The 24,026-nt window shown below is 53.2% G+C and carries 14 protein-coding genes; 10 read left to right on the top strand and 4 right to left on the bottom strand.

Going from position 1 to position 24,026, the window contains the following annotated elements; all coding sequences use genetic code 11:
- Window positions 1–230: 230 nt before the first annotated feature.
- Both B9Z46_RS14670 and B9Z46_RS14665 read left to right on the top strand, forming a co-directional pair.
- Entirely contained in the window at window positions 231–3,002 is a 2,772-nt protein-coding gene (locus B9Z46_RS14670; protein WP_108257340.1) for a TonB-dependent receptor, read from the top strand.
- 98 nt (window positions 3,003–3,100) lie between these two features.
- Entirely contained in the window at window positions 3,101–4,612 is a 1,512-nt protein-coding gene (locus B9Z46_RS14665) for a tryptophan halogenase family protein (RefSeq protein ID WP_108257339.1), read from the top strand.
- 39 nt (window positions 4,613–4,651) lie between these two features.
- On the opposite strand, the gene B9Z46_RS14660 is transcribed toward B9Z46_RS14665, so the two are convergent.
- Window positions 4,652–5,872, bottom strand: coding sequence for an alpha-amylase family glycosyl hydrolase (locus tag B9Z46_RS14660; protein WP_108257338.1), 1,221 nt, complete (start codon window positions 5,870–5,872; stop codon window positions 4,652–4,654).
- Window positions 5,873–5,885: 13 nt separating this feature from the next.
- The gene (locus B9Z46_RS14655) at window positions 5,886–7,442 is read right to left on the bottom strand and encodes an alpha-amylase family glycosyl hydrolase (protein ID WP_108257337.1); all 1,557 of its coding nucleotides are present in this window, start codon (window positions 7,440–7,442) and stop codon (window positions 5,886–5,888) included.
- 234 nt (window positions 7,443–7,676) lie between these two features.
- On the opposite strand from B9Z46_RS14655, the gene B9Z46_RS14650 reads away from it, so the two are divergent.
- Genes B9Z46_RS14650 through B9Z46_RS14620 form a run of 7 tightly spaced genes read left to right on the top strand, consistent with a single transcriptional unit; the run spans window position 7,677 to window position 17,918 of the window.
- Entirely contained in the window at window positions 7,677–10,316 is a 2,640-nt protein-coding gene (locus tag B9Z46_RS14650; RefSeq protein WP_158268452.1) for an alpha-1,6-glucosidase domain-containing protein, read from the top strand.
- Window positions 10,317–10,344: 28 nt separating this feature from the next.
- Entirely contained in the window at window positions 10,345–11,613 is a 1,269-nt protein-coding gene (locus B9Z46_RS14645; protein WP_108257335.1) for an ABC transporter substrate-binding protein, read from the top strand.
- Between the two features lie 18 nt (window positions 11,614–11,631).
- Window positions 11,632–12,546, top strand: a complete 915-nt coding sequence (locus B9Z46_RS14640) for a carbohydrate ABC transporter permease (RefSeq protein ID WP_055359240.1) — start codon at window positions 11,632–11,634, stop codon at window positions 12,544–12,546.
- Entirely contained in the window at window positions 12,543–13,379 is an 837-nt protein-coding gene (locus tag B9Z46_RS14635) for a carbohydrate ABC transporter permease (RefSeq protein WP_108257334.1), read from the top strand. The genes B9Z46_RS14640 and B9Z46_RS14635 overlap by 4 nt, the downstream gene beginning before the upstream one ends.
- A 30-nt stretch (window positions 13,380–13,409) precedes the next feature.
- Window positions 13,410–15,047, top strand: coding sequence for an alpha-glucosidase family protein (locus B9Z46_RS14630; RefSeq protein ID WP_108257333.1), 1,638 nt, complete (start codon window positions 13,410–13,412; stop codon window positions 15,045–15,047).
- A gap of 14 nt (window positions 15,048–15,061) precedes the next feature.
- A complete protein-coding gene (locus tag B9Z46_RS14625; RefSeq protein WP_108257332.1) occupies window positions 15,062–16,198 on the top strand; it encodes an ABC transporter ATP-binding protein in 1,137 nt (378 codons plus the stop codon).
- A 1-nt stretch (window position 16,199) separates the two neighbouring features.
- Window positions 16,200–17,918 carry an alpha-glucosidase gene (locus tag B9Z46_RS14620; protein ID WP_108257331.1) on the top strand — a complete coding sequence of 573 codons (1,719 nt, stop codon included), beginning with the start codon at window positions 16,200–16,202 and terminating at the stop codon, window positions 17,916–17,918.
- A gap of 2 nt (window positions 17,919–17,920) precedes the next feature.
- On the opposite strand, the gene B9Z46_RS14615 is transcribed toward B9Z46_RS14620, so the two are convergent.
- Together B9Z46_RS14615 and B9Z46_RS14610 are read right to left on the bottom strand one after the other, a co-directional pair.
- Window positions 17,921–19,291, bottom strand: coding sequence for an MATE family efflux transporter (locus B9Z46_RS14615; protein WP_108257330.1), 1,371 nt, complete (start codon window positions 19,289–19,291; stop codon window positions 17,921–17,923).
- Window positions 19,288–21,867: an alpha-amylase family glycosyl hydrolase gene (locus B9Z46_RS14610; RefSeq protein ID WP_158268451.1), complete on the bottom strand. Its 2,580-nt coding sequence runs from the start codon at window positions 21,865–21,867 to the stop codon at window positions 19,288–19,290. Before B9Z46_RS14610 ends, B9Z46_RS14615 begins: the two co-directional genes overlap by 4 nt.
- 286 nt (window positions 21,868–22,153) lie before the next feature.
- Here B9Z46_RS14610 and B9Z46_RS14605 point away from each other — a divergent pair, with 286 nt between their 5' ends.
- Window positions 22,154–23,953 (top strand): glucokinase, encoded by a 1,800-nt coding sequence (locus tag B9Z46_RS14605; RefSeq protein WP_108257328.1) that lies wholly within the window; start codon window positions 22,154–22,156, stop codon window positions 23,951–23,953.
- Window positions 23,954–24,026: the final 73 nt, after the last annotated feature.

The raw sequence follows: 24,026 nt of genomic DNA, 5'->3' as shown, positions 1-24,026 counted from the left end.
ACAGGAATTCGAATTTTCCGCTATTTTGACGCAGCTTCAATGCATCCCTCAGGATTTATTTACCTCTAAAGTACTCACTATTGCCTGGTTTTTTTTATACAACAGCTAGGGTATTTCCCAAGTGAATGGTCATCTAGTTTTACTACACAATCACTTCGTGCAATCGTTTACATGAAGTCTCCAAGGGCGGCACACCTCTTTTTTTCATTTCTCAATCTAAGGTCAAAAGAATGACACAAACCAATCAGAAATCGCGCAAAGCGGTCAGACAGAGCGGCTTTCAAGTCAGTCCCGTTGCGGCTGGCTGCGCTGTTTTGTTGATCAGCGTTGCAGGCGCTACACATGCGCAACAAACAGGCGGCGAGCTGGTGGTGACGGGTATCCGCGCCTCCATCGAAAACGCCATTGCCACCAAACGCAACTCTGACGGCATCGTTGAAGCCTTGTCTGCAGAAGACATCGGCAAGTTGCCTGACTCTACGGTTGCAGAATCGGTGTCTCGCCTGCCTGGCGTTACTGCACAGCGCAATAAGTCCACAGGTCGCGCGCAATCTGTGAGCGTTCGCGGTATGTCACCCGACTTCAACGGCGCCTTGCTGAATGGCCGTGAACAAGCCTCTACGGGCGACAGCCGTGGCGTTGAGTTCGACCAATTCCCCGCAGAATTGCTCGGCTCCATCGTGATCCACAAAACCCCCGAAGCCTCTTTGGTGGGTCAAGGCTTGGCCTCCACCATTGACTTGCGCACAGTGCGTCCTTTGGACTTCAACAAGCGCACGTTCTCAGCCAACGTTCGCTCACAGCGCTCAGGTGTTGACTCGGGTGCTGGAGAAGGCAAAGGCGATCGCCAGTCTTTCTCCTACGTTGACCAATTTGCTGACCGCACTTTGGGTATTGCCCTCGGTTACACCAAGCTCAAAGACGAAGGCGCTGAACAGTTGAAATTCAACTCATGGGGCGGCTGGAACCGCGACATCAAATACAACGGTCAAGACGTGAAGATTCCTGGCGGTTTTACAGCCGACACAGAGCAAAGCACGTCGAACCGTGAAGGTTTGATGGCGGTCATTCAATACAAACCCAACAAAGATTTTGAAACTGTGTTGGACGTGTTCTCTTCCAAAGGCACTTTTGCTTTGAAGAAAACAGGCTTGGAAGGCGCTTTCTTGGAAAACGCCAGCTACGACCCTGCCGGCAAACTCTTGCCTGGCGCCATTGTCAACTCTGCTGGTTTCGTGACCAGCGGCACGATGGATGGCTACAAAGGCGTGGTCCGCAACCACTTGGAATCAGGTGATGACAAACTGGACTCTTTCGGCTGGAACACCAAGTTCAAAGCAGGCGACTGGAAAGCTGCAGCAGATATTTCTCAATCGAAAGTCTCACGCGTCAGTTCTCGCTACGAAACCACAGCCGGCTTGCCTGGTGATGGCAACACCACAGGCAAAACCGACACCATTTCTTGGTCTGGCTTCAATGGCACCAACTTGGCTGACACGCTCTTCAAAACTGGTTTGAGCTATGCAGATCGCTCACAAATCAAATTGACCGACGTGAACGGCTGGAGCGGTGGTCCTTCATCACCTCAAGCAGGTTATGTGGCCATTCCTCAAGTGACAGACAAAGTGGACAACGTTCGCTTCTCAGGTCGTCGCAATGTGGAATACGGCCCCGTTTCTTCGGTTGAAATTGGCGCCAACTTCTCTGACCGCACCAAAGTTCGCACCACACAAGAAGGCCGTTTGGTCGTCAAAGGTGGCGATCCTTACGCAGGCGCAGCCGTTCCTGGCACGGCCACCAATGTGGCCGGCACAACAGGCTTGGCCGTGGTGTCTTGGGATCCACGTGGCTCATTGGGCACCATCTATGACTTGGCCAAGAAAGTTGACAGCGACATCTTGAACAAAGACTGGTCTGTGAACGAGAAAGTGACCACCACTTACGTCAAAGGCGATGTGGACGGCACACTGTTTGGAATGCCTTACCGTGGCAACATTGGTGCGCAATTGGTTAACACGGACCAAAGCTCCACCGGCTTTAACGTGAACCGCGCCACTTGCACAGGTAACACGGTTGCAACTTGCCCTGGCATCTCAGTTGGCAATGGCAAAACCTACAGCGACTTCAACCCCAGCTTGAACTTGAACTTCGATGCGGGCAATGACCAAGTCTTGCGTGTGGGTGTGGCCAAAGTTTTGGCTCGACCCAACATGGGCGACATGCGCTCTAGCATGAACTTCAGCTACGACAGCACCAAGGGCACCTACACCGGCGACGGTGGCAACCCTGGCTTGGAGCCTTTCCGCGCCAAATCTTTTGACGTGTCCTACGAAAAATATTTCGGCAAAAAAGGTTATGTCAGCATCGCTGGTTTCTACAAGAACCTCGACACTTACATCCTGAAAACTGCAACACCGTTTGATTTCCGTGCATACGCACCCACAGGCCTGCCTTACGGCACCATGGGCATGTTGACACGACCTATCAACGGTCAGGGTGGCGATATCAGCGGTGTGGAAGTGGCGATCAACGTGCCCTTCTCCATGCTGACGCCTTCGTTGGACGGCTTCGGCGTAATGGCCAACATGTCCAGCACATCTAGCAACGTGAACTTGCCCGCAGCAAGCTTCAGCACACAAGACATTGGCAAGGACAAAATTCCTTTGCCAGGCTTGTCTAAAAACGTGAACAACCTGCGCTTCTACTATGAGAAGAGCGGCTTCCAGTTTGCCGTTGCAGGTCGTCAACGTTCAGACTTCTTGGGCGAAATCAGCGACTACCAAGACAACCGTCAGTTGACCTTCATCAAAGGCGAAACTGTGGTCGACTTGCAAGCTGGTTACGAGTTCCAACAAGGACCTGCCAAAGGCTTGTCTCTGTTGTTCCAAGTGAACAACGCGACCAACGCGCAATTCCAGCGCTACAGCAACACGCCTGACAACATCGTAGAGAAAGTCAAATACGGCAAGATCTACTTGATGGGCGCAACTTACAAGTTCTAATTGGACTTGTCATTTAACCTTCCTCAAGCCAGCGTGTTTGAGGAACGTTAAAGTAAGGGGGGACTTGTCCTCCCTTTTTTTTCACTTTGGTGTTGAAGATGCAAAACCCTTTAATTCAAAACATTGTCATTGTGGGCGGCGGCACGGCGGGATGGATGACGGCGACCGCATTGGCCAGCGTGCTGCGTGGCAAGTACAACATTCGATTGGTGGAATCGGATGAAATTGGCATTGTGGGCGTAGGCGAAGCCACCATTCCCATGATTCAGCGCTTTAACAAAGTGGCTGGGATCGATGAAAACGAGTTTTTAAAAGCCACCTACGGCACTTTCAAATTGGCCATTGAGTTTGTCAATTGGGGCCAAGTGGGTGATCGCTACATGCACGGATTTGGCCCCATCGGACAAGACTTGTGGACTGTGCCGTTTGAGCAGTATTGGCACAAGATGCGGACTGCTGGCAAAGCTGCAGACCTTGGCAGCTATTCCATCACACGCGCCGCTGCCCGCGCCAACAAATTCATGCGTCCAGATTTGTCGGTCCCCAATTCACCTTTGGGCGACATCACTTACGCATATCACTTTGATGCCAATTTGTATGCCAAGTACTTGCGCAAATTGTGCGAAGCGCGTGGCGTGGTTCGCACCGAAGGCAAAATCACGCAGGTCTCACAACGCGCCAGCGATGGCCATGTCGATGCAGTGGTGCTGGCCAGTGGCGAGCGCGTCGAAGGTGATTTGTTCATTGACTGCTCTGGCTTCAGAGGCTTGCTCATTGAAGAGACCTTGAAAACAGGCTATGAAGATTGGACGCATTGGTTGCCCTGTGATCGTGCGTTGGCTGTGCCTTGCGAATCGGCCCCTCAATTGTTGCCCTTCACGCGCTCAACCGCACACAAAGCCGGCTGGCAGTGGCGCATTCCATTGCAGCACCGCATTGGCAATGGTCACGTATTTTGCAGTCAGCACATCAGCGAAGATGAGGCCGCAGCCACCTTGTTGTCCAACCTGGATGGTAAGCCTTTGGCAGATCCCAGATTGATCAAGTTCAACACGGGCATGCGCAAGAAGGCTTGGAACAAAAACGTGATTGCAGTGGGTCTGTCCAGCGGCTTCTTAGAACCGCTGGAATCCACCAGCATCCATTTGATTCAAGCTGCCGTAGCCCAGTTGGTAGAATTTTTCCCGGACCAAGGCTTCAGTCAAATCGACATCGACACCTACAACGCCCAAAGCCGTTTTCAGTATGAGCGCATCCGCGACTTCATCATCCTGCATTACCACGCCAACCAGCGCACCGACTCCGAATTTTGGAAAGCCTGTGCGTACATGGCGGTGCCCGACTCGCTCAAAGAAAAAATCGCTTTGTACCAAACCCACGGCAGAATTTTCCGCTTCAATGAAGAGCTATTCTCCCAAGTGGGTTGGCTGCAAGTGATGGAAGGTCAAAACTTGAAACCTGCCCATTACAACCCCTTGGTTGACTTGCAAGACGAAGGCAGTATTCAAGAGTACCTAGAAAGCGTGCGCAACGTGATTGCCAAATGCGTGGACTTCATGCCCGATCACGCCGAGTACATTGCCAAGCATTGCGCTGCGCCGGCGATGTAAAAAAATGCTGGCAGCACCCGAGGGCTGCCAGCATGGATTTCAACTGGTTTGAATTTGAAATTCCCACGCACCCAGTTTGCGCGGTTTGCCATGCAAGTTGAAGCTTTGGTTTTGTCCACTCATGTTGACCTGCACGGACACCACGTCGATGCCTTTTTGTCGGCGAAAGGCCAAGATGTGGTGATTTTCTGCGTCAAACACTTCAACGGGTGCACCTAAAACACCGTTGTGCAATGCAGGGTGCTTTTTCTTCATCGCCAACAAATTGGCGTACAACTTTTCGTGTTTGAAATTTTGCCAATCGATGGTGTCTTTTTCAAAGAACAGAAGCATTTTGTTCAGTCCCGACTCTTGTCCGCCATAGACCAATGGCATGCCCGGAAAAGTTGCGGCAATGACGGCCATGGCGGCAAAGGCATCGCCAAAATGACCCGCATCGTGGTTGTGCCAAGAATTGGTGTCGTGATTGGCTGTGAAGGTCATGCGATAGCCATCTGCGGGCAAGGCATTCGCAGCAGATGCCAAATAGGCTTTGAGGTCACGCACATCTGCCTGACCTTTGGCAATTTTTTTCAAGACGTCTTGCAAGGCCCAGTCGTATGTCATGTCAAACGCAGCGTCATGCAAATGCGCGTCATCTGACTCGGCCAGCATGAACATGGGCTTTTGTGCATCCAACTTGGCACGCGCTTGCTGCCAAAACTTAAGTGGCAACAAATGCGCTACATCACATCGGAAGCCATCGATGTCGGTTTCTTTCACCCAGTACTGCATGGCTTGGATCATGGCGGTCCACAAGGTTTTTTGGCTGTAATCCAAACCCACCACATCTGTCCAATCTTCGACTTCAGTACCGTTGTCGTAACGATAACTCTGAATTTGGCCTTTGTCGTTTTTCAAGTACCACTCTGGATGTTGCTTGACCCATTCATGGTCCCATGCCGTGTGGTTGGCCACCCAATCGATGATGACCTTCATGCCCAGTTCGTGCGCTTGTTGCACCAAGGCTTTGAAATCTTTGAGCTTGCCAAATTCTGGATTGATGGCCTTGTAATCGCTCACTGCGTAATAACTGCCCAATTTGCCTTTGCGCTTGAGTTTGCCAATGGGATGAATGGGCATGAACCACAAAATGTCCACCCCCATTTGTTGCAAGCGCGGTAAATGTGCAGCAAATGCGTTCAGCGTCCCCTCAGGGGTGTATTGACGGACATTGACTTCGTAAATGTTGGCACTGCGTGACCAGGAAACGTGTTGCATGAATCAAAACTACTCAAGGCTCAAGGGAAAAAATTTGCACCGATTGTCCGGGTATTGTCCCCTGCTTTGACATATAGGGTTCAGAGGACGGGCCGACGTACAACAAGCGGGGCTGTGCCGAACCGATTGGGAACTTGAAATCTGCCGGCTGCGTACTGTAATTGATCACGACCCACGTCGCTTCGGTGCCCCACCGCCGCACATAGGACAGTAGCTGGCCATGGGCAGTCGCCTGCTCGTAAGTCCCTTGTGAAAGTGATGGACGGGCATTGCGCCACTTGAGCAAATCTTTGTAAAAAGAACGCAGGCTGTTGGGCGTTTGGTATTGAAGCGCTGCAGAGTGGGTGGCCAGATTGCTGGCCAATGCGCGATAGGGCTTGCCAGAGGTGAAGCCAGCCGTTGCCGCATCGTTTGACCAGCTGTAGGGGCCGCGGATGAAGGGGTCATCCGTCAGGCCTTGGGCGCCTGCCATGCCAATCTCCTCGCCATAATAAATAAAAGGCGTGCCGGGCAATAACAAATAAGTGGCCGCTGCCAATTTGTAGTGGATTTCGTTGCCAGCAACTTGATCCCAAAGGCGCTTGCCAGCAAATTGGTCGTGGTTGGACGCAAAACTGGCCAAAGTGTGGGGCGCTGTTTGGTAATACTGCGCCACCTTTTGAATGGCATCGCTTTCGCCTTTTGCGGCTTTGGCAATTTGATTTTCCAAACCGAAAGCAAAAGCGCCACCACAAATGTCTTCTTGGGCGTAGGCCTTGGGTTCAGCGGTGGCTTCGCAAACCACATAGCGGCCAGGATAGGACTTGATCAGGCGGGTGAAGTGACTCGTCAGCTGACGGCTCTCCGGTTGGTCATTCCAATTTTTGGCGCTGTTTTCAATGAGGTGTGGCACGGCGTCCAGGCGAAAGCCATCGATGCCGCGGTCCAACCAAAACTTCAGACTGTCTTCGTGGTACTTCACAACGGCCGGATTGCGCATGTTGAAATCAGGCATGTGCGGCCCAAAGGTGGCCAAGTAACTGCCTTGAGGCGTCACCACCCAGGGATCACGACCCCAAATGTCCCAGCCTGTGGGCTTTTCTTTGCGCCACTCAAACCAATCACGGTAAGGGCTTTGAGGGTTGCGCAAGCTGTCTTGAAAAAAGGGATGCTCAGCCGCGCTGTGATTGAGCACATAGTCCATGATGACGCCGATGCCACGCGCGTGCGCAGCTTTGATCAAGGCATCAAAGTCGGCCAAGGTGCCGTAGTCGGGGTCGATGTTGCGAAAGTCGGTGGTGGCGTAACCATGGTCGTGATCTGCACTCGTGGTGATGGGCATCAACCAAATGCCCTTGACACCCAAGTCTTGCAAATGGTCCAAGGATTGGGTCAGGCCTTGAAGGTCGCCAATCCCATCCCCGTTGCTGTCACGCCAGCTTCGAACAAAGATTTCCATGAAAGCCCCGCGGTGCCAAGCTTCTGGCAATGGGCTGGTTTGAGGCTTTGGCTGTGCGTTGGCACACGACAAGCAAAGAAAAACCAAGGCCCACAAGCCCAAACGGAGATGGAAGAAATGTTTGAAGGTCATGTTGCGAAAGTCAGACCGCACAATACAGACTGACCCCACCGAATGTAGAAAAGCTACAGATTTTCAATCTAAGAAAATTTCCGATATTCAGTAATTACCCTAATTCAATCGATTACATGGTGATTTTTTGTAGTTTTATTACGATAATTTGCGGTATTCAAACCCTAGAGTCTTTTGATGCCAAGTTTCGCAAGCGCGCCCGCCTGGCGGGCACCGCTTTGTTCAATCCCTGCCATGCTGGCTTTGACCAGCAGCATGGCTGCGGACATTCCACGCGACGCGAATTTGTCGATGTGCGATGCGCCTTTGGGTCATCAAACCCTGCAAGCCAATGACTTGCGCTTACCCGCTGCTGCCATTTGGTTAAATGCCACTCATATTCAATGGCCCCAAGGTGCGGGCCGTGGTACCCCTGCATCAGCCCTCCCATGGCGCCTGCTTGCCTCTCGCAAAGGCACGTTGCAAATTCAAGTGGGCCAACAAGCCATCGGCCATGACCAATCTTGGCCGCTTCAAGGGAACGATGATGTGAGGGAATTGTCAGCGCTGTCGACTGATGAATTGCGGCGACTCCATGCATCGCAATTGGTCTTGGTTCAAGAGGACAGCGAAGGGCGAGTCCAACATGCCACACGAATTCAAGCGGCCAAAGCCTTGGACACCTTGTTTGCGCCTGCCAGTTTGAACGCCCGCTTGGGCGCCACCATCACACAACAGCCTCACAAACACGCTGCCGATCAAACGACCTTTGCGATTTGGGCACCTACCGCACTGAAAGTCAGCGTCTGCTTGTATCCCAAAGCACGAGGTAAAGCCAATGGCAAGTTGGACTTGCAACGCGATGACGTCAGCGGCGTGTGGTCAAGTACAACACAGAAGGCACCCCAAGGGTCCTACTACCGTTATGCCGTTGAAGTGTTTGTGCCCCAAGTGGGCCGCGTGATCAACCATGTGAATGATCCCTACGCGGTCAGTTTGAGCGCCAACTCGCAGCGCAGTTATGTGGCCGACTTGAATGCAGCGCATCTAAAACCTGCCAACTGGGACACGCACACTTCACCCTCTTCGGTGAAGCACGCCGTTGACATGCGCATCTATGAATTGCATGTGCGCGATTTTTCGATTCAAGACAAAACAGTGCCTGTGTCGATGCGCGGCAAGTACTTGGCATTGACACAAAAGCAGTCGCAAGGCATGCGCCATTTAAAAGCTTTGGCGCAAGCTGGCATGACGGATTTGCATTTGCTGCCCGTTTTTGACTTTGCCACCGTCCCAGAAAGAAACTGTCAAAGCAGCCTAAACGCCAAGGTCGCATTGACACCCACAATGCGCACACAAGATTGCTTCAACTGGGGCTATGACCCCTTGCACTTCAATGCGCCTGAAGGAAGCTACGCCAGCGATGCCGAGGACGGCGCAAAACGCATTCTTGAATTCCGCCAGATGGTGAAGAGCTTGAACGAAGTAGGTTTGCGAGTTGGCATGGACATGGTCTACAACCACACCTCGGCTTCGGGGCAACATCTTCATTCGGTTCTTGATCGCATCGTCCCTGGCTACTACCAACGATTGAATGCACAAGGCGAAGTCGAACGTTCAACATGCTGCGACAACACCGCGACGGAGCATCTGATGATGGGCAAGTTGATGTCCGACTCGGTGTTGATGTGGGCAGCGCATTACAAGCTCGATTCATTTCGGTTTGACCTGATGGGGCATCAACCGCGTCAAGTGATGGTCGACATGCAAGAACGCGTGCAACAAGTCACCGGCCGACGCATTGACTTTGTCGGCGAAGGTTGGAACTTTGGTGAAGTGGCGAATGGTGCACGCTTTGTCCAAGCGTCACAGTTGTCACTTAATGGCACGGGCATTGGCACGTTCAACGATCGTTTGCGCGATGCCATCCGCGGTGGCGGCGCCAGTGATGCGGTTGAAACTTTGGTCAAGATGCCAGGTTTTGTGAGTGGCCAAGAAAAGTCGGCGCACGTGGCCGCACAAATTCGCGCTGGCTTGGCCGGCTCTTTGCGCACCTATCGCATGGTGACGGCCGATGGCAACGTGAAGGCTTTACAAGACCTACCCTATGGCGATCAACCAACCGGTTATGCCAGCGAACCCAGCGAAGTGGTGAACTATGCCGAAAACCACGACAACCTGACCTTGTTTGACAGCTTGGCTTACAAGTTGCCGCTGGACACGCCAAGCTCAGAGCGTGCACGTGTACAGCATTTGGCCTCGGCTTTGACAGCCTTCAGTCAAGGCATTGCCTATTTTCACGCAGGCATGGACATCCTGCGATCCAAATCCTTGGATGGCAACAGTTATGACTCAGGTGATGCATTCAACGTGTTGGATTGGTCTTACAAGCACAACGGTTTCGGCAGAGCAGTCCCTGAATTGAATGGCACTGCCAGCGCAAAAGCCTTGAGTACTTCACTGCTTCAAAATCAAAAGCTACAGCCCACGCCTCAGGACATTGCTTGGACAAGAGATGCATTTCGCGATGTGTTGAAGATTCGACAAAGCACCGAATTGCTGCGTTTGAAATCGGCTCAAGCTATCCAAGATCGTCTAACTTTCTTGAACACTGAAGCACAGGCAGACCCCCGCTTGATCGTCGGCCATGTGAATGGACGCGACCTCAAGGACTATGCCGCATTGATTTATTTTGTGAATGTCGCCCCTGAGGCTAAGCACTTCAGCACATCGGCCCTGGCGCATCAAGCGTTTGAGTTGCATCCTGTGTTGGCGGACGCCAAAGCGGCCGATCAACGAATTCGGCATGAGGCGCGATACTACGCCAGCACAGGCGGTTTTGACATTCCAGCGCGCAGTGCCGTGGTGTTCATTGTGAAGGGAGGCCAACCTTGAAGGACCCTTTTGTTTACGGAGACTTCGCATGACGTACAAAGAATTAGCGCGGACTTTGCCAAGTTGGGTGTTCGCCATTGGCATGCTGGGCGCATCTCTTTACGCGCAAGCCGTTGAAATCACCATAACATGCGGCCCAAGTGGCAGCGACGTTGAATTCTGTTTGAAGCATGCCCAAGCTTGGGCTGCCAAAACAGGCAACACCATCAAAAACTTCTCCCCTCCCAACAGCCCCACTGAAAAACTGGCGCTGTACCGCCAGCTGTTTGCAGCCAAATCGAGCGACATCGATGTGGTGCAAATCGACACGGTGTGGCCGGGCTTGTTGAAGGACCATTTGGCCGACCTCAAGCCCTACAGCCAAGGGGTTGAGTCTCAGCACTTTCCAGCCATCATTGCCAACAACAGTGTCAACGGCAAACTCTTAGGCATGCCTTGGTACACCGATGCAGGCCTGCTGTATTACCGCACCGACTTGCTGAAAAAATATGGTTTGCGTGTGCCTCAAACTTGGGAAGAACTCACGCAAACAGCGTTGAAAGTTCAAACAGGTGAGCGCGCTAAAGGCGATACAGATTTTCATGGGTTTGTCTTTCAAGCCAAAGCCTATGAGGGGCTAACTTGCAACGCCATTGAATGGGTGGGCGGACAAGGCGGCGGCACGGTGGTGAATGCGGACGGCGAGATCACCATTCGCAATGCCCAAGCTGCCAAGGCCTTGAACTTGGCCGCCTCTTGGATTGGCAGCATCAGTCCTGCTGGCGTGTTGAATTATGAGGAAGAGGAAGCGCGCGGTGTTTTTCAAAATGCCAATGCACTCTTCATGCGCAACTGGCCCTATGCATGGGCCTTGATGCAGAAAAATGACAGCTTGGTCAAAGGCAAAGTGGGCGTTGCCAAATTGCCAGGCAACCCCAGTGCAGCCGCTTTGGGGGGATGGCAGTTGGGCGTCTCCAAATACTCCAAGCACCCCGCCATTGCCGCCGACTTGGTGATGTACATGACCAGCGCTGCGGTGCAAAAAACGCGTGCCATTCATGGCTCGTACAACCCCACATTGCCTGCACTCTATAAAGACAAAGAAGTGCTAGAAGCCAACGAATTCATGGGGGCCTTGGCCGACGTGTTCGCTAACAGTGTGGCCAGGCCCACCACAGCCACTGGCCTCAAATACCCCCAAGTGAGCCAAAGCTTTTGGAATGCGGCTCACGAAGTGATGTCCAAACGCACCACTGGCGAAGAAGCCGTGACCAAACTCGAATCGCGCCTGAAACAAATCAGACGCAAACACTGGTGATACCGGAAAGTACGCCTCATGAATTCCAGAGTTAAAACCGCATGGCTCTTTTTGGCACCCATGGTGCTGCTGATGCTGGTCGTGGCAGTTTGGCCCTTGGCACGCTCGATATGGTTCAGCTTTACTGACATCAACATCAACGACATCTCGGCTGCCGAATTTGTGGGTTGGGAAAACTACTTTGGCGAATACGGTTTGTTTTTCAACCCCAATGATGAAGGTGGATTCTGGGCGGGTGACTGGGGCGTCTCCATACGCAACACCTTCAGCTTTGCTGTGGTGTCAGTCATTTTAGAAACGCTGACCGGATTGGGGGTTGCCTTGCTGTTGAACCAAGAGTTCAAAGGCAGGGCCTTGGTTCGCACCGCCGTGTTGGTGCCATGGGCCATCCCGACCATTGTGTCGGCCAAGATGTGGGGCTGGATGCTGAACGATCAATTTGGTGTGATCAACAACTACCTGCTTGCACTGGGTGTGATTTCTCAAAAGATTGCATGGACAGCAGAGCCGGCCTATGCCTTGTGGACTGTGGTGTTGGTGGACGTTTGGAAAACAACCCCGTTCATGGCTTTGTTGATTTTGGCGGCTCTGCAAACGGTCCCGAAAGATTGTTATGAAGCTGCACGGGTAGACGGTGTGCATCCTTTGCGTGTGTTTTGGAAAATCACCTTGCCTTTGATTCGCCAACCTTTGTTGGTGGCTGTCGTCTTCCGCTTGCTCGATTCGCTGCGCGTGTTTGATTTGATCTATGTGCTCACTGCCAACGGCAGCACCACCATCAGCATGTCGGGCTTTGTACGCCGCGAAATGGTCGAGTACGGCAACATGGGTTATGGCTCGGCCGCCTCTACCTCCTTGTTTTTGATCATCTTGCTGACGGCCATTGTCTTTTTGAAGTTGGCCCGTGTGAAACTGTCGGAGGATGCCAAATGACAAACCGTTCATCTGGGACCACAGTCTTCATCTACCTCGCTTCGGCTTTGGTGGTCTTGGTTTCTGTCTATCCATTTGTCTATGCCATTTCAACCTCATTGAAAACTGGTACCGCCCTGTTCAACACGCAAATCATTCCTGATCAAGCAGACTTGCGAAATTACGCCGCCTTGTTTGAAGGTGTGCAGCCTTTCGGCAAAAGCTTGGTCAACTCGGTCATGGTGGCGGTGATGACGGTTGGCTTTGCCATGCTGATAGGCGTCACTGCAGCGTATGCACTGGGCCGGATTCGTTTCAAAGGCAAAGGCTTGCTACTGCTTTGTATTTTGGGGGTCTCGATGTTCCCGCAAGTAGCGGTGCTGTCGGGCATGTTTGAGCTGATTCAGTGGCTGGGCATTTACAACAAAGCCTGGGGGTTGGTTTTGCCTTACACCATCTTCACACTGCCATTCACAGTTTGGATTTTGACCACCTTCATGAGAGAACTGCCTGGCGAGTTGGAAGAAGCCGCCATCATGGACGGCTGTGGTCCGATCAGAATTATTTTTCAAGTCTTCATGCCGCTTCTATGGCCAGCCTTGGTGTCCACGGGCTTGCTGGCTTTCATTGGCGCTTGGAATGAGTTCATGTTTGCGTTGACCTTTGTGATCAATGACACAGAGCGCACAGTCCCCGTGGCCATTTCTTTGATCGCCGGTGCCACGGCATTTGAAATTCCTTGGGGCACCATCATGGCAGGCTCAGTGATTGTCACAGTGCCTTTGCTGCTGTTGGTGTTCTTTTTCCAGAAACGAATTGTCTCGGGCCTCACAGCAGGCGCGGTCAAGGGTTAACTTCTTCAGTTTGATTTGTATTTCTAAATTATGAGCAAAGCACCTAACAACAACTGGTGGCGCGGCGGCGTCATTTACCAAATTTACCCTCGCTCATTTGCCGACAGCAACGGTGATGGTGTCGGCGATTTACCTGGCATCACACAGCGCTTAGATTACGTGGCCCAACTGGGCGCTGATGCCGTTTGGTTGTCGCCCATTTTCAAAAGTCCCATGAAGGACTTTGGTTATGACGTGAGTGACTATTGCGACGTCGATCCTTTGTTTGGAACGCTGGACGACTTTCGTGCTTTGGTGAAAAAAGCACACGACTTAGGCCTGCGCGTGATGATTGACCAAGTGCTGTCGCACACCTCCGATCAACACCCCTGGTTTGCAGAAAGCCGCAGTTCACGCAGTAACCCCAAAGCGGATTGGTATGTATGGGCTGATGCCAAAGACGATGGCAACCCACCGAACAACTGGCTGTCCATTTTTGGTGGCAGTGCCTGGCAATGGGACACACGCCGTCGTCAGTACTACCTGCACAACTTCTTAAGTAGCCAACCCGACTTGAACTATCACAACCCCGAAGTCGTAGAAGCCATTTTGGGCACTGTGAAATTTTGGTTAGAACTGGGGGTCGATGGCTACCGCTTGGACACGGCCAACTATTATTTCCATGACAAAGAATTGCGCAGCAATCCTGGACGGGGACAACCGAAGGGCAACGATCCTGCTGTGAACGACGTTAACCCCTACGGCTGGCAGCATCACAAGTTTGACAAAACTCAGCCAGAAAACATCGGGTTCTTGAAACAACTGCGCGCGCTGCTCGACCAATACCCCAACACAACCATGGTGGGCGAAATTGGTGACGACGATGGCCTGAGTGTCATGGCCGAGTACACCAGTGGTACGGACAAACTGCACATGGCTTACAGCTTTGACTTGCTTGGTCCCGACAGCAGCAGCACGTACTTGCACGATTTGATGACGCGATTTGCCGAAAAGAATGCCACCGGTTGGCCTTCATGGGCTTTGTCGAATCACGATGTGGTGCGTGTGGGTTCACGCTGGGGCGGAGAGACGCCCGACGTTCGCAAACTGCGTGTAGCCGCAGCCTTCCAAATGTGCCTGCGCGGATCGCCTTGCCTTTACCAAGGCGATGAGCTGGGCTTGCCTGAAGCACAAGTGGCATTTGAAGATTTGCAAGACCCCTACGGCATCACCATGTGGCCAGAATTCAAAGGCCGTGATGGCTGCCGTACGCCCATGCCTTGGGATGGCCAAGCGGCCGACATGGGCTTTGGCAGCGGAACGCAAAAACCTTGGCTGCCTTTGACAGAAGCCTATCGCACATTGGCCGTCTCTGAGCAAGACAAAGACCCCCAGTCTTTGCTGAACTTCTATCGGGGCTTGTTGGCTTGGCGCAAAGGCCAAGAAGTTTTGCTACATGGCGACCAAGCCTTGCTGCCCGTGCACCAACAAGTCATGGCCTTTGTTCGCGAACATGAAGGAAAAAAAGTGTTGTGCACATTTAACTTTAGCGACAGCGCAGCCATCCTAGACTTGCCTGCGCCCTTCAAGTCTGCATCGATGTTGCCCATCCCAGGTTTGGGCGGTGGCAGTGTGTCGGGCGAGAACATTCATTTAGAGACCTACGGCGCGTTGCTGTTGGCCCTTTGACATCGGAGACCGGCATGTCACGCATTGATTTCCAAAACGTCTGCAAGCGTTACTCACCCGAGTTGCCTTTGACGATCAACAACGCCAAGCTCACCATCGAACAAGGTGAGTTTTGTGTGTTTGTGGGCCCATCGGGTTGCGGCAAGTCCACCCTGCTGCGCATGGTGGCAGGCTTGGAGGACATCACGTCAGGTGACTTGCTGATTGAAGGTCAGCGTGTGAACGACTTGCCACCAGCCAAGCGTGGCGTGGCCATGGTGTTCCAAAGCTATGCGCTTTACCCGCACATGACGGTGGGCGAAAACATGGCCTTTGGTCTGCGCGTATTGGGCTCTGACAAAGCCGAGATTGATCGCAAGGTCAAGGCGGCTGCCGACATTTTGCAACTCACACCTTTGCTCGATCGCTTGCCCAAAGCTTTGTCAGGTGGCCAGCGCCAGCGTGTGGCCATTGGCCGCGCCATTGTGAAAGAACCTAAGCTGTTTTTATTTGATGAGCCTTTGTCAAATCTTGACGCGGCACTTCGCGTCCAAACGCGCTTGGAAATTGCCAAGCTGCACAAGGACATGAATTCGGCCAGCATGATTTACGTCACGCACGATCAGGTGGAGGCCATGACCTTGGCCAACAAAATTGTGCTGCTGCACACAGGCGCCCTGATTCAAGAGCGCGGCAGCGTGGCCCAAGTGGGCTCGCCCATGGACCTTTACCACCGCCCTGTGAGCTTGTTTGTGGCGGAGTTCATCGGCTCACCCAAAATGAATTTGTTGCACGGCCATTTGGTCGATGCACAAGAAGGCTACGCCACGGTGAAAGTAGGCGAACAATTGATCAAGGCCGCGGTGGACGCACGACACTTGAAAGCGGGTGAACGCGTGCAATTGGGCATCCGGCCCGAGCACATTCCATTGACCTTCACTGGTGGAGGCAGCAACGTGGCAGGCCACTTGCAACACATTGAGCGCTTGGGCGATTCGTCTTTGCTCTATGTGCAAATGGGCGAAGGCCAAGCCGTAACCACTGTGAAAGTGGAAGGCAGCGCCACCACCAGCGCGGGCACCTCACTCAATTTGTGCATGCTGCCCGACCAACTGCATTTGTTTGACAGCCACGGCATGGCCTGCCAGCGCACCGTGGAATTGCCCAACTGACATGACTGTCGTTTCAACCGATTGGCGCCAACAGGTCGCCTATCAAATCTATCCACGTTCGTTTGCCGACAGCAATGGCGACGGTATTGGCGACTTGCCCGGCATCACAGCCAAGCTAGACTACCTCGAAGCCTTGGGCGTGGGCATTGTGTGGTTGTCACCGGTGTACGACTCTCCCAACGACGACAACGGCTACGACATCCGCGACTATCGCCGCATCATGAAAGAGTTTGGCACCATGGCCGACTTTGACCAGATGTTGGCAGGCATGAAGGCACGCGGAATTCGCTTGATGATGGACTTGGTGGTGAACCACACCTCCGATGAACACGAGTGGTTCAAGCAGGCTCGCAGTTCACGCGACAACCCGTATCACGACTTTTACATTTGGCAGGACCCTGTGGAGGGGCGCGAGCCTACCAACTGGGAAGCAGCTTTCAATGGCTCGGCATGGACCTTCAATGAGGCCACGGGCGAGTACTACCTGCACATGTTTTCTAAAAAGCAGCCTGACTTGAATTGGGAAAACCCCAAGGTCAGGCAAGAGGTGTACGCGCTAATGCACTTCTGGTTGACAAAAGGTGTGGGCGGCTTTCGCATGGACGTGATCAACATGATCTCAAAACCATGGCAATTGGACCCGACAGGTCAATCTTTGCCGCGATTGCCCGATGCACCGGTTGTTCAAGACGGATTTTTGCAACCGGCATTTGAGATGGTGACGCATGGCCCACGCTTGATGGACTTTATGCACGAAATGCGGCGTGAAGTTCTGGACCACTACGATTGCATCACTGTTGGTGAATCGCCTTGCGCCACAGTTGAACAAGCACAGGCCATCACGGACGCTGAAACAGGTGCTTTGAACATGGTGTTTCAATTTGAGCACATGGACGTCGACAGCCAACCAGGCAAAGGCAAGTGGGCGCTGAAGCCTTTGCACTTGCCCGATTTGAAAGCCAGTTTGAGCCATTGGCAAACTGCTTTGCATGGCAAAGGTTGGAACAGTTTGTACTGGTGCAATCACGATCAACCCCGAGCCATCTCTCGCTTTGGTGACGATGGCGTGTTTCGCGTTCGCTCCGGCAAAATGCTGGCAACTTGTCTGCACATGATGCAAGGCACACCCTTCATCTACCAAGGTGAAGAACTGGGAATGACCAATGTCAAATGGCACCACATTGACGCCTACCAAGACATTGAAACGCGCAACATGTTTCATGTTGCAGTGACCCAAAAAAGACAAAACCCTGAGCAGGTGATGAAGGCCATTCACGCCAAGGGTCGCGACAATGCCAGAACCCCTATGCAGTGGACCGGTGATGCGCAAGCGGGCTTCACCACAGGACAGCCTTGGCTGGCAGTCAACGACAACTTCGCGGAAGTGAATGCCGCACAGGCACTTTCTGACGAAGACTCTTTGTTTCACTACTACCGTCAGTTGATTGCTTTGCGCAAAACATGGCCAGTCCTGATCGACGGTCAATTTGAATTGCTGCTGCCCAAACACACCACTTTGTTTGCTTACACGAGGCAAATGGCGTCTGTGCGATTGTTGGTGCTGTGCAATTTCAGCAGCCAGTTTCAGGGCTTGCCATTGAAGCAGTTACCTGACATTTCAAAAGCTACGCCCTTAATTGGCAATTTGCCGCTTGAAGAATGGCATTTGGCACCCGACACCTTGGCTGCGTGGGAAGCACGCGTTTACGTTTTGTCTTGAGGTCAATTGAGCGCCTGATGACGCATGCGGGCATGCGTCGCCCGTGCATGCGGAATCCAACCGCGTGAGACCCAGCGGTGCCACATCATCAAGCCGCGAATCCACTCATCCGCGGCATACGCAATCCATACGCCCGTCAGGCCCCAGCCCCAATGCACGCCTAGCAACCAACTGCCACCAGCCAACACCACCGCCATTGATCCTGCGCCGGCATAAAACGGATAGCGAGAATCACCTGTGGCGCGCAAGGCAGAGATCACGATCAAGTTAAAAGTACGGCCAGTTTCTAGCAAGATAGACCACCAAAACAAACGCCGTCCCTCTTCCAAAATGAGGGGGTCGCTGGTGAACCAACCGAGCAAACTCGACCCTTGCCATGCCATCATCACAGCCACCACGGTGGTCACTGCAAAACCAATGGTTTGTGCGCGCTTGACCAAGACATGTGCTTCCCGCAAATGTCTAGCGCCAACCAAATGGCCCACCACCGTTTCAACGGCCATGCCAATGGCAGCACCGCTGATCAAGATCCACATGTTGAACTGCAACACATAAGCCTGTGTGGCCAAGGCATGCGTCCCCATGACGCCGACCGCTGCGACACTGACCATGAAAGCCAATTCCCACGACAGATTTTCGGCAGCACCCGGCAAGCCAATGTGCAAGATGTGTTTCATTTGGGTCCAACGAACACGCCAAAAGTCAGACCACGATGGTGCCAAGTTCAAACGCCTTTGCCAAAGCAGCCAATGCAACATCAAACCCACCAAGCGGCTGATGACAAGCGCTACCGCAAAGCCCGGCAAACCCATACCAGGCCAATCTGAGATGAATTTCAACCAAGGTGCACCGTGCATAAGAGGCCAAGCCAGACTGACATGCACCGCATGCATCACCAACATGACCCACAAAGTTTCCCGCGTCCGCAAATGCGCGCGCATGACGCTGGCCATGCAAGCATTCCAAGCATCCAACAGCAAGGCCAATGACAAGGCTTGCAACAGTGGCACTGCCAGCGCCAACACATCAGGCGGTGCATTGAGCAGTTGCAGCAAAGGCGTGGCAAACAACAAGGCCACCACCGCCATGCTGCCCCCCATCCATGTCCCTGCTGCCAATGCAGCACGCGCTACACGATCGGCTTCCGCAAATTGTTTGGCGCCTAGGTTTTGACTAACGACAACGCCGATGCCCGCACCGACCAAGCGAAAGACCATGAACAACAAACCAAACAAATGGTTGGTCAGCGCAAATGCGCCGCCAGCTGCATCCGAAATATGCGCGGCGAAGCGTGTCCCCAGCATGCCGACGGCAATGCCGATCCCCAATTCGACAAACAAAGGCGCAGCAACCGCACCAAAGCGTAACTTCATGGTTTCAATTCAAGCAAGACACGGTCCATCCACAAGGGCTGCGCGGCTTGGCCACCGCCCATCTCAGACCCGCCACCTTGCGGCGACAACTTGCGATAACCGTTGTCGTAGTCCCATGTGTTCACGCTTAACTGAAGCCCTTTGAGCGAAGTCACATCGGCCAACAAACTGGCTGGCAAATCAAATTGAACCGTGCGAGCGGCAACATCCACTTGAATTTTGGCGCCTTCAGGCAAAGCCATTCCTTCTGCCGTGGCACTGGCACCCTGGGCTGCAAACAAAGCATTGGACCACCCGTGAACACGCAAGCGGTAATGCCAATGCGTGCTCTCGGGCAAGTGGTCTTGCTGCAATGGCATCACGCGCAAGCCGTTGCTGGCATCGGGCTTGCCAATGAAAAAAGTAAAGGCCACGTGGTCAAAGCCATTGGCTGGATTCCAGCTTCGGTTGATCGCCCCCATCTTCACTTTGAGCCGCAAAGATTTTCCAGCGGACCAGACTTCAAGCCTTTCAATGTCAAAAGTACCTGGAACGTAGGTCGGGTCTTGCGGGTAAACATACTGCCCCTGCGGACCCCGATCGTCTCCCACAGGGTCATCGATTGCAGCCATCAATTGCCACTCTTTTTTCATGTAGACCTGCTGCGCATCACTGACCGCCAACACCTCTTTGGTTTGTGCATGGCGCAGCAACAGCACCACACGTTGGGCGGTTTGATCGGGCCAACGCGACGTGTCAACGCGCAGTTGCCATTCCCGAGTTGCGGCGCCCATGGCAGGCTGAATCACCTGTGCATTTTTCAAATCACCATTGACCACCCACACGCATTCCACGTTGGCGGCGGAGGTGATTGGCCATTCACCTGTCAAGTCAAAATCACCCGATACCTGCGTCGGCAAATTGGCAGGCAACTTTAACTTCAAGGCAGTGGGGGCCTCCCGCCTTTCAAGCACAGGCTTTGTGCTGCCTACCCAGATGAAGGTACTGCGGGGTGCCAACGACAAGTTGAACAAACCCGTGGGCGTCAGTGCTGCGCGCAAATCGACATCTTGTGGCATCTTGAATTGTGCGCCTTCAACGCCCCACACACCTGTCAGTGTTCGCGGTCTTTGTGACACTGACAAACCTTGCATCAAGTCCAAGTTGTCCAGCAACACAGGGTGTTCTGCGGTATTGAAAATCACCCAAGCCGATTGCCCGCCATGGTCCATGCGATAGGCCAACACACCCGCACCTGCAGCATCGTCACGCAAGACAGTGGGCACGCCCCGCGAAAAGACACGGTGCTGCTTGCGTACTTGGGCGAGGCTTTTGGTGAAGAGGTAAAGCGGTGCTTGGATGTCAAAGTGATCTTTGCCACCTGAGCCATAACCTGCGGCAAACATGGCGGCTCGCTGTTCCTTGAATCCTTGCTCGGTGCCGTAATACAAAGTTGGAATGCCGGGCAAGGTCATGATCACGGCCAAACTTTGACGCAAGGCCACCTCATTGCTGCCTTTTAAAAATCGGTCGACATCGTGGTTGTCTAAGAAGCTGGGCATGCGATGGGGGTCGCTGTGCAACTTCATCATTTGGCGAATGCGCTCACCCAATTCTTGGGTTGGACGTCCTCGCGCCATGACCTCGCCCACACTGCCATAGAGCGGAAAATTCAGCATGCCCTGCATCACAGGTTTGCCTTGGTCATCGCGAACGTAGCCTTCAATTTTGCGCATGGCTTTGGTTTCGCCCGCCTTGTCGATGGCAAATCCTTCACCGAAGGTGAAAAAATCTTTGCGACCGGTTTGTTGCCCCACGATGCGCATACCGGGTTGCTTGGGGTCTTTGGCGTATAAAAAATCTTGGACTGCGTCTGGCGGGACAAACACGGCGGTGTCTAGACGAAACGCATCCACACCCACTTGCCGAATCCAATGGCCGTAACTGTCACGCAATGCGCGGCGAACCACTGGATTTTCAGAATTCAAATCGTCCAACCCCGACATCTGGAAATTCAATTCTTGTTGTCGGTCGTTGTAATTGTTGACATCCGGCGTCCAGTGATAAATGCCGGCCGCGCGGTGCGCCGGATTGCGCGGATCGTTCATGTGAAAGGGCGCTTGCGTCGGAGCTTTCATGGGCACAGACGTAGGTTTGAGCTCAAACCCTTGCGCAGGGTTTTGGGGGTTCCAGTTTTTGTATCGGAAAAAATCACCCGTGTGATTCAACACAATGTCTTGCACCAGGTACATGCCTTTGCGGTGCAAAGCATCGGACAGTTCTTGGTACTCTTTCAAAGTGCCCACGTGTGGGTCCAAGCGTTTGAAGTCGGAGGCCCAATAACCGTGGTAGCCACCATATTCACCGTTCCACCATTGATTGGCCACAGGCGGCGTGATCCAAACTGCCGTAGCCCCTAAGCCCTGGATGTAGGCAAGTCTTTTTTTCACACCCGCCAAATCACCACCGCTGTAATGCGATTCTTTTTGCGGATTGAACTCCCCCGCGCCTTGGTTGTTGTTGTGAGGATTTCCGTCTTCAAACCGATCGGTCATGAGGAAATAAATGATTTGATCTCGCCAATCAGGCGAAGGCACGTGCAGCTTCAAAGCTGGCCCCGCAGCCGCTGAATTCAGAAGCCCACCCCACAGCGTCAAACATGCCGAGAGAACTGTAGCTTTACTACGAAAGTTGGAAAAAAACATGGGCACCCCAACCAGCAGATGGTTCAGAAAACGCCTATTTTGCTTGATTTTTTGGAAAACACCGCTTGAATTCCTGCCCTCAATGCGGTTACAGTGCAGGTACATTTTGAAGTAGTTACATTACAAAAGAGACGCTGTTCACGTACCCAATGGCAAGTGCCAAACCTAGAACTTACCCATGATCGCTTTCGATTCTCCCCGCCTGATTGCTGACATTGGCGGCTTGTATGCTCGGTTTGCCATCGAGACCAGTTACGGCGAGTTCTCTCAGCAACGCAGCTTGCGATGCGCCGATTTCCCCAGTTTTGAAGCCGCCATGTCGGCTTATTTAGGAAGCCTGAAGTCAGCAGGTGTGGTCCATGCGGCGGTGGCCATCGCCAACCCCGTGGATGGCGATCTGGTTCGCATGACCAACTACCACTGGCAATTTTCCATCGAAGAAACACGCGCTCACTTAGGGCTGGAAACCTTGGTAGTGGTGAACGACTTCACAGCCCTTGCGATGGCCTTGCCTCGCTTGGCTTCTGCGGACTTTCGACAAGTAGGCCCTGGCCAAGCCGTCAAAAACAGTGTGATTGGTTTGATCGGGTCGGGCTCTGGCTTGGGTGTCTCTGGCCTGATTCCTGCGGGTGACGGTTGGACCTCACTCGGCTCTGAGGGCGGCCACACCAGTTTTTCCCCCGCCGATGCCCGAGAAGCAGCAGTCTTGCAGTTTGCATGGCAACAGTTTCAACACGTTTCATTTGAACGTTTGTTATCGGGGCCGGGCTTGGAGTTAACTTACCTCGCCTTGGCCCAATTGAATCAGCAAACTGTCAAAGCCTTGTCTGCACCCGATATCACGCGCCTCGCTTTGGAAGACAAAGACCCGCTTTGTGCAGAAACCCTGGAGGTGTTTTGCAACATGTTGGGCACGGCCGCCAGCAACCTGGCAGTGACTTTGGGGGCAACTGGGGGCATCTACATTGGGGGCAGCATCGTGCCGCGCCTGGGTGCGTTTTTTGACCGTTCGGGGTTTAGAAAACGTTTTGAAGAAAAGGGCCGGTTCACCAATTACTTGGCCCACATTCCCACCTTCGTCATCACAGCGCCCGAAGCCACATTCATGGGCGCCTCAGCCATTTTGGACGCCCAATTGCGGGCTTTGCTCAATTCACCCGGTTCGGCCATCCTGACTCAGATCCGGCGTTCTAGAGCCGAGCTTTCACCCGCCGAACAGCGCGTGGCTGATTTGGTCTTGTCCAAACCAAGGTCCGTTTTAAGCGACCCGATTCACGACATTGCTGTGGCCGCACAGGTGAGCCAACCCACCGTGATTCGCTTTTGCAGATCCGTTGGATGCAAGGGACTGTCCGACTTTAAATTGCGTTTGGCTTCTGGTTTGAGCATGTCGGTGCCCATCACGCATTCTCAAGTGACACACGACGACTCCATGCTGGAATTGGGTGCCAAGGTGTTGGGTAACACGGCCAATGCCATCTTGCAACTGCGCAATGAATTGCAACGTGAATCGATTGACCGCGCCATTGAATTGGTGGGCGCCGCCGACCGGGTGGAATTGTTTGCCGTCGGCAACTACGCTGCGGTGGCCCAAGATGCACAAACCAAGTTTCTGCGACTGGGCTTGCCTTGCGGTGCGCACACCGACCCCCATTTGCAAGACTTAACAGCGTCCACCATCCAGCCGGGGACCGTTGCACTGATCATCAGCAGCGGCGGCAAATTGCCAGAGCTGATGGCTTTGCAGGAGAAAATTCAACAACGGGGTGCCAGTTTGATTGCCATTACGGCCAATCAATCACCCTTAGCCCGCAAAGCCGACGTGGCCCTGGTGGCCGAGCACAACGAACACGCTGCCACCCACCTGCCCATGGTCAGCCGAGTTTTGCACCTGCTGTTGATCGACATTTTGATTGTGGGCCTTGAAATGCGGCATTTGGCCGCGCCTTCAAAACCCTACATTTCGCACAGCCAATGAAAGGGTGGATAAGATCAGCATCAAGGGATAACCCTTATGTAATTTTTCTACCGATTACTTGCTTAAGCCTGTA

Origin of the sequence: Limnohabitans sp. Hippo4 (assembly GCF_003063605.1) — a bacterium.
Classification (GTDB): domain Bacteria; phylum Pseudomonadota; class Gammaproteobacteria; order Burkholderiales; family Burkholderiaceae_C; genus Limnohabitans_A.
The sequence above is the reverse complement of the archived record's forward strand: the minus strand, read 5'-3'. Positions and strand labels throughout refer to the sequence as shown.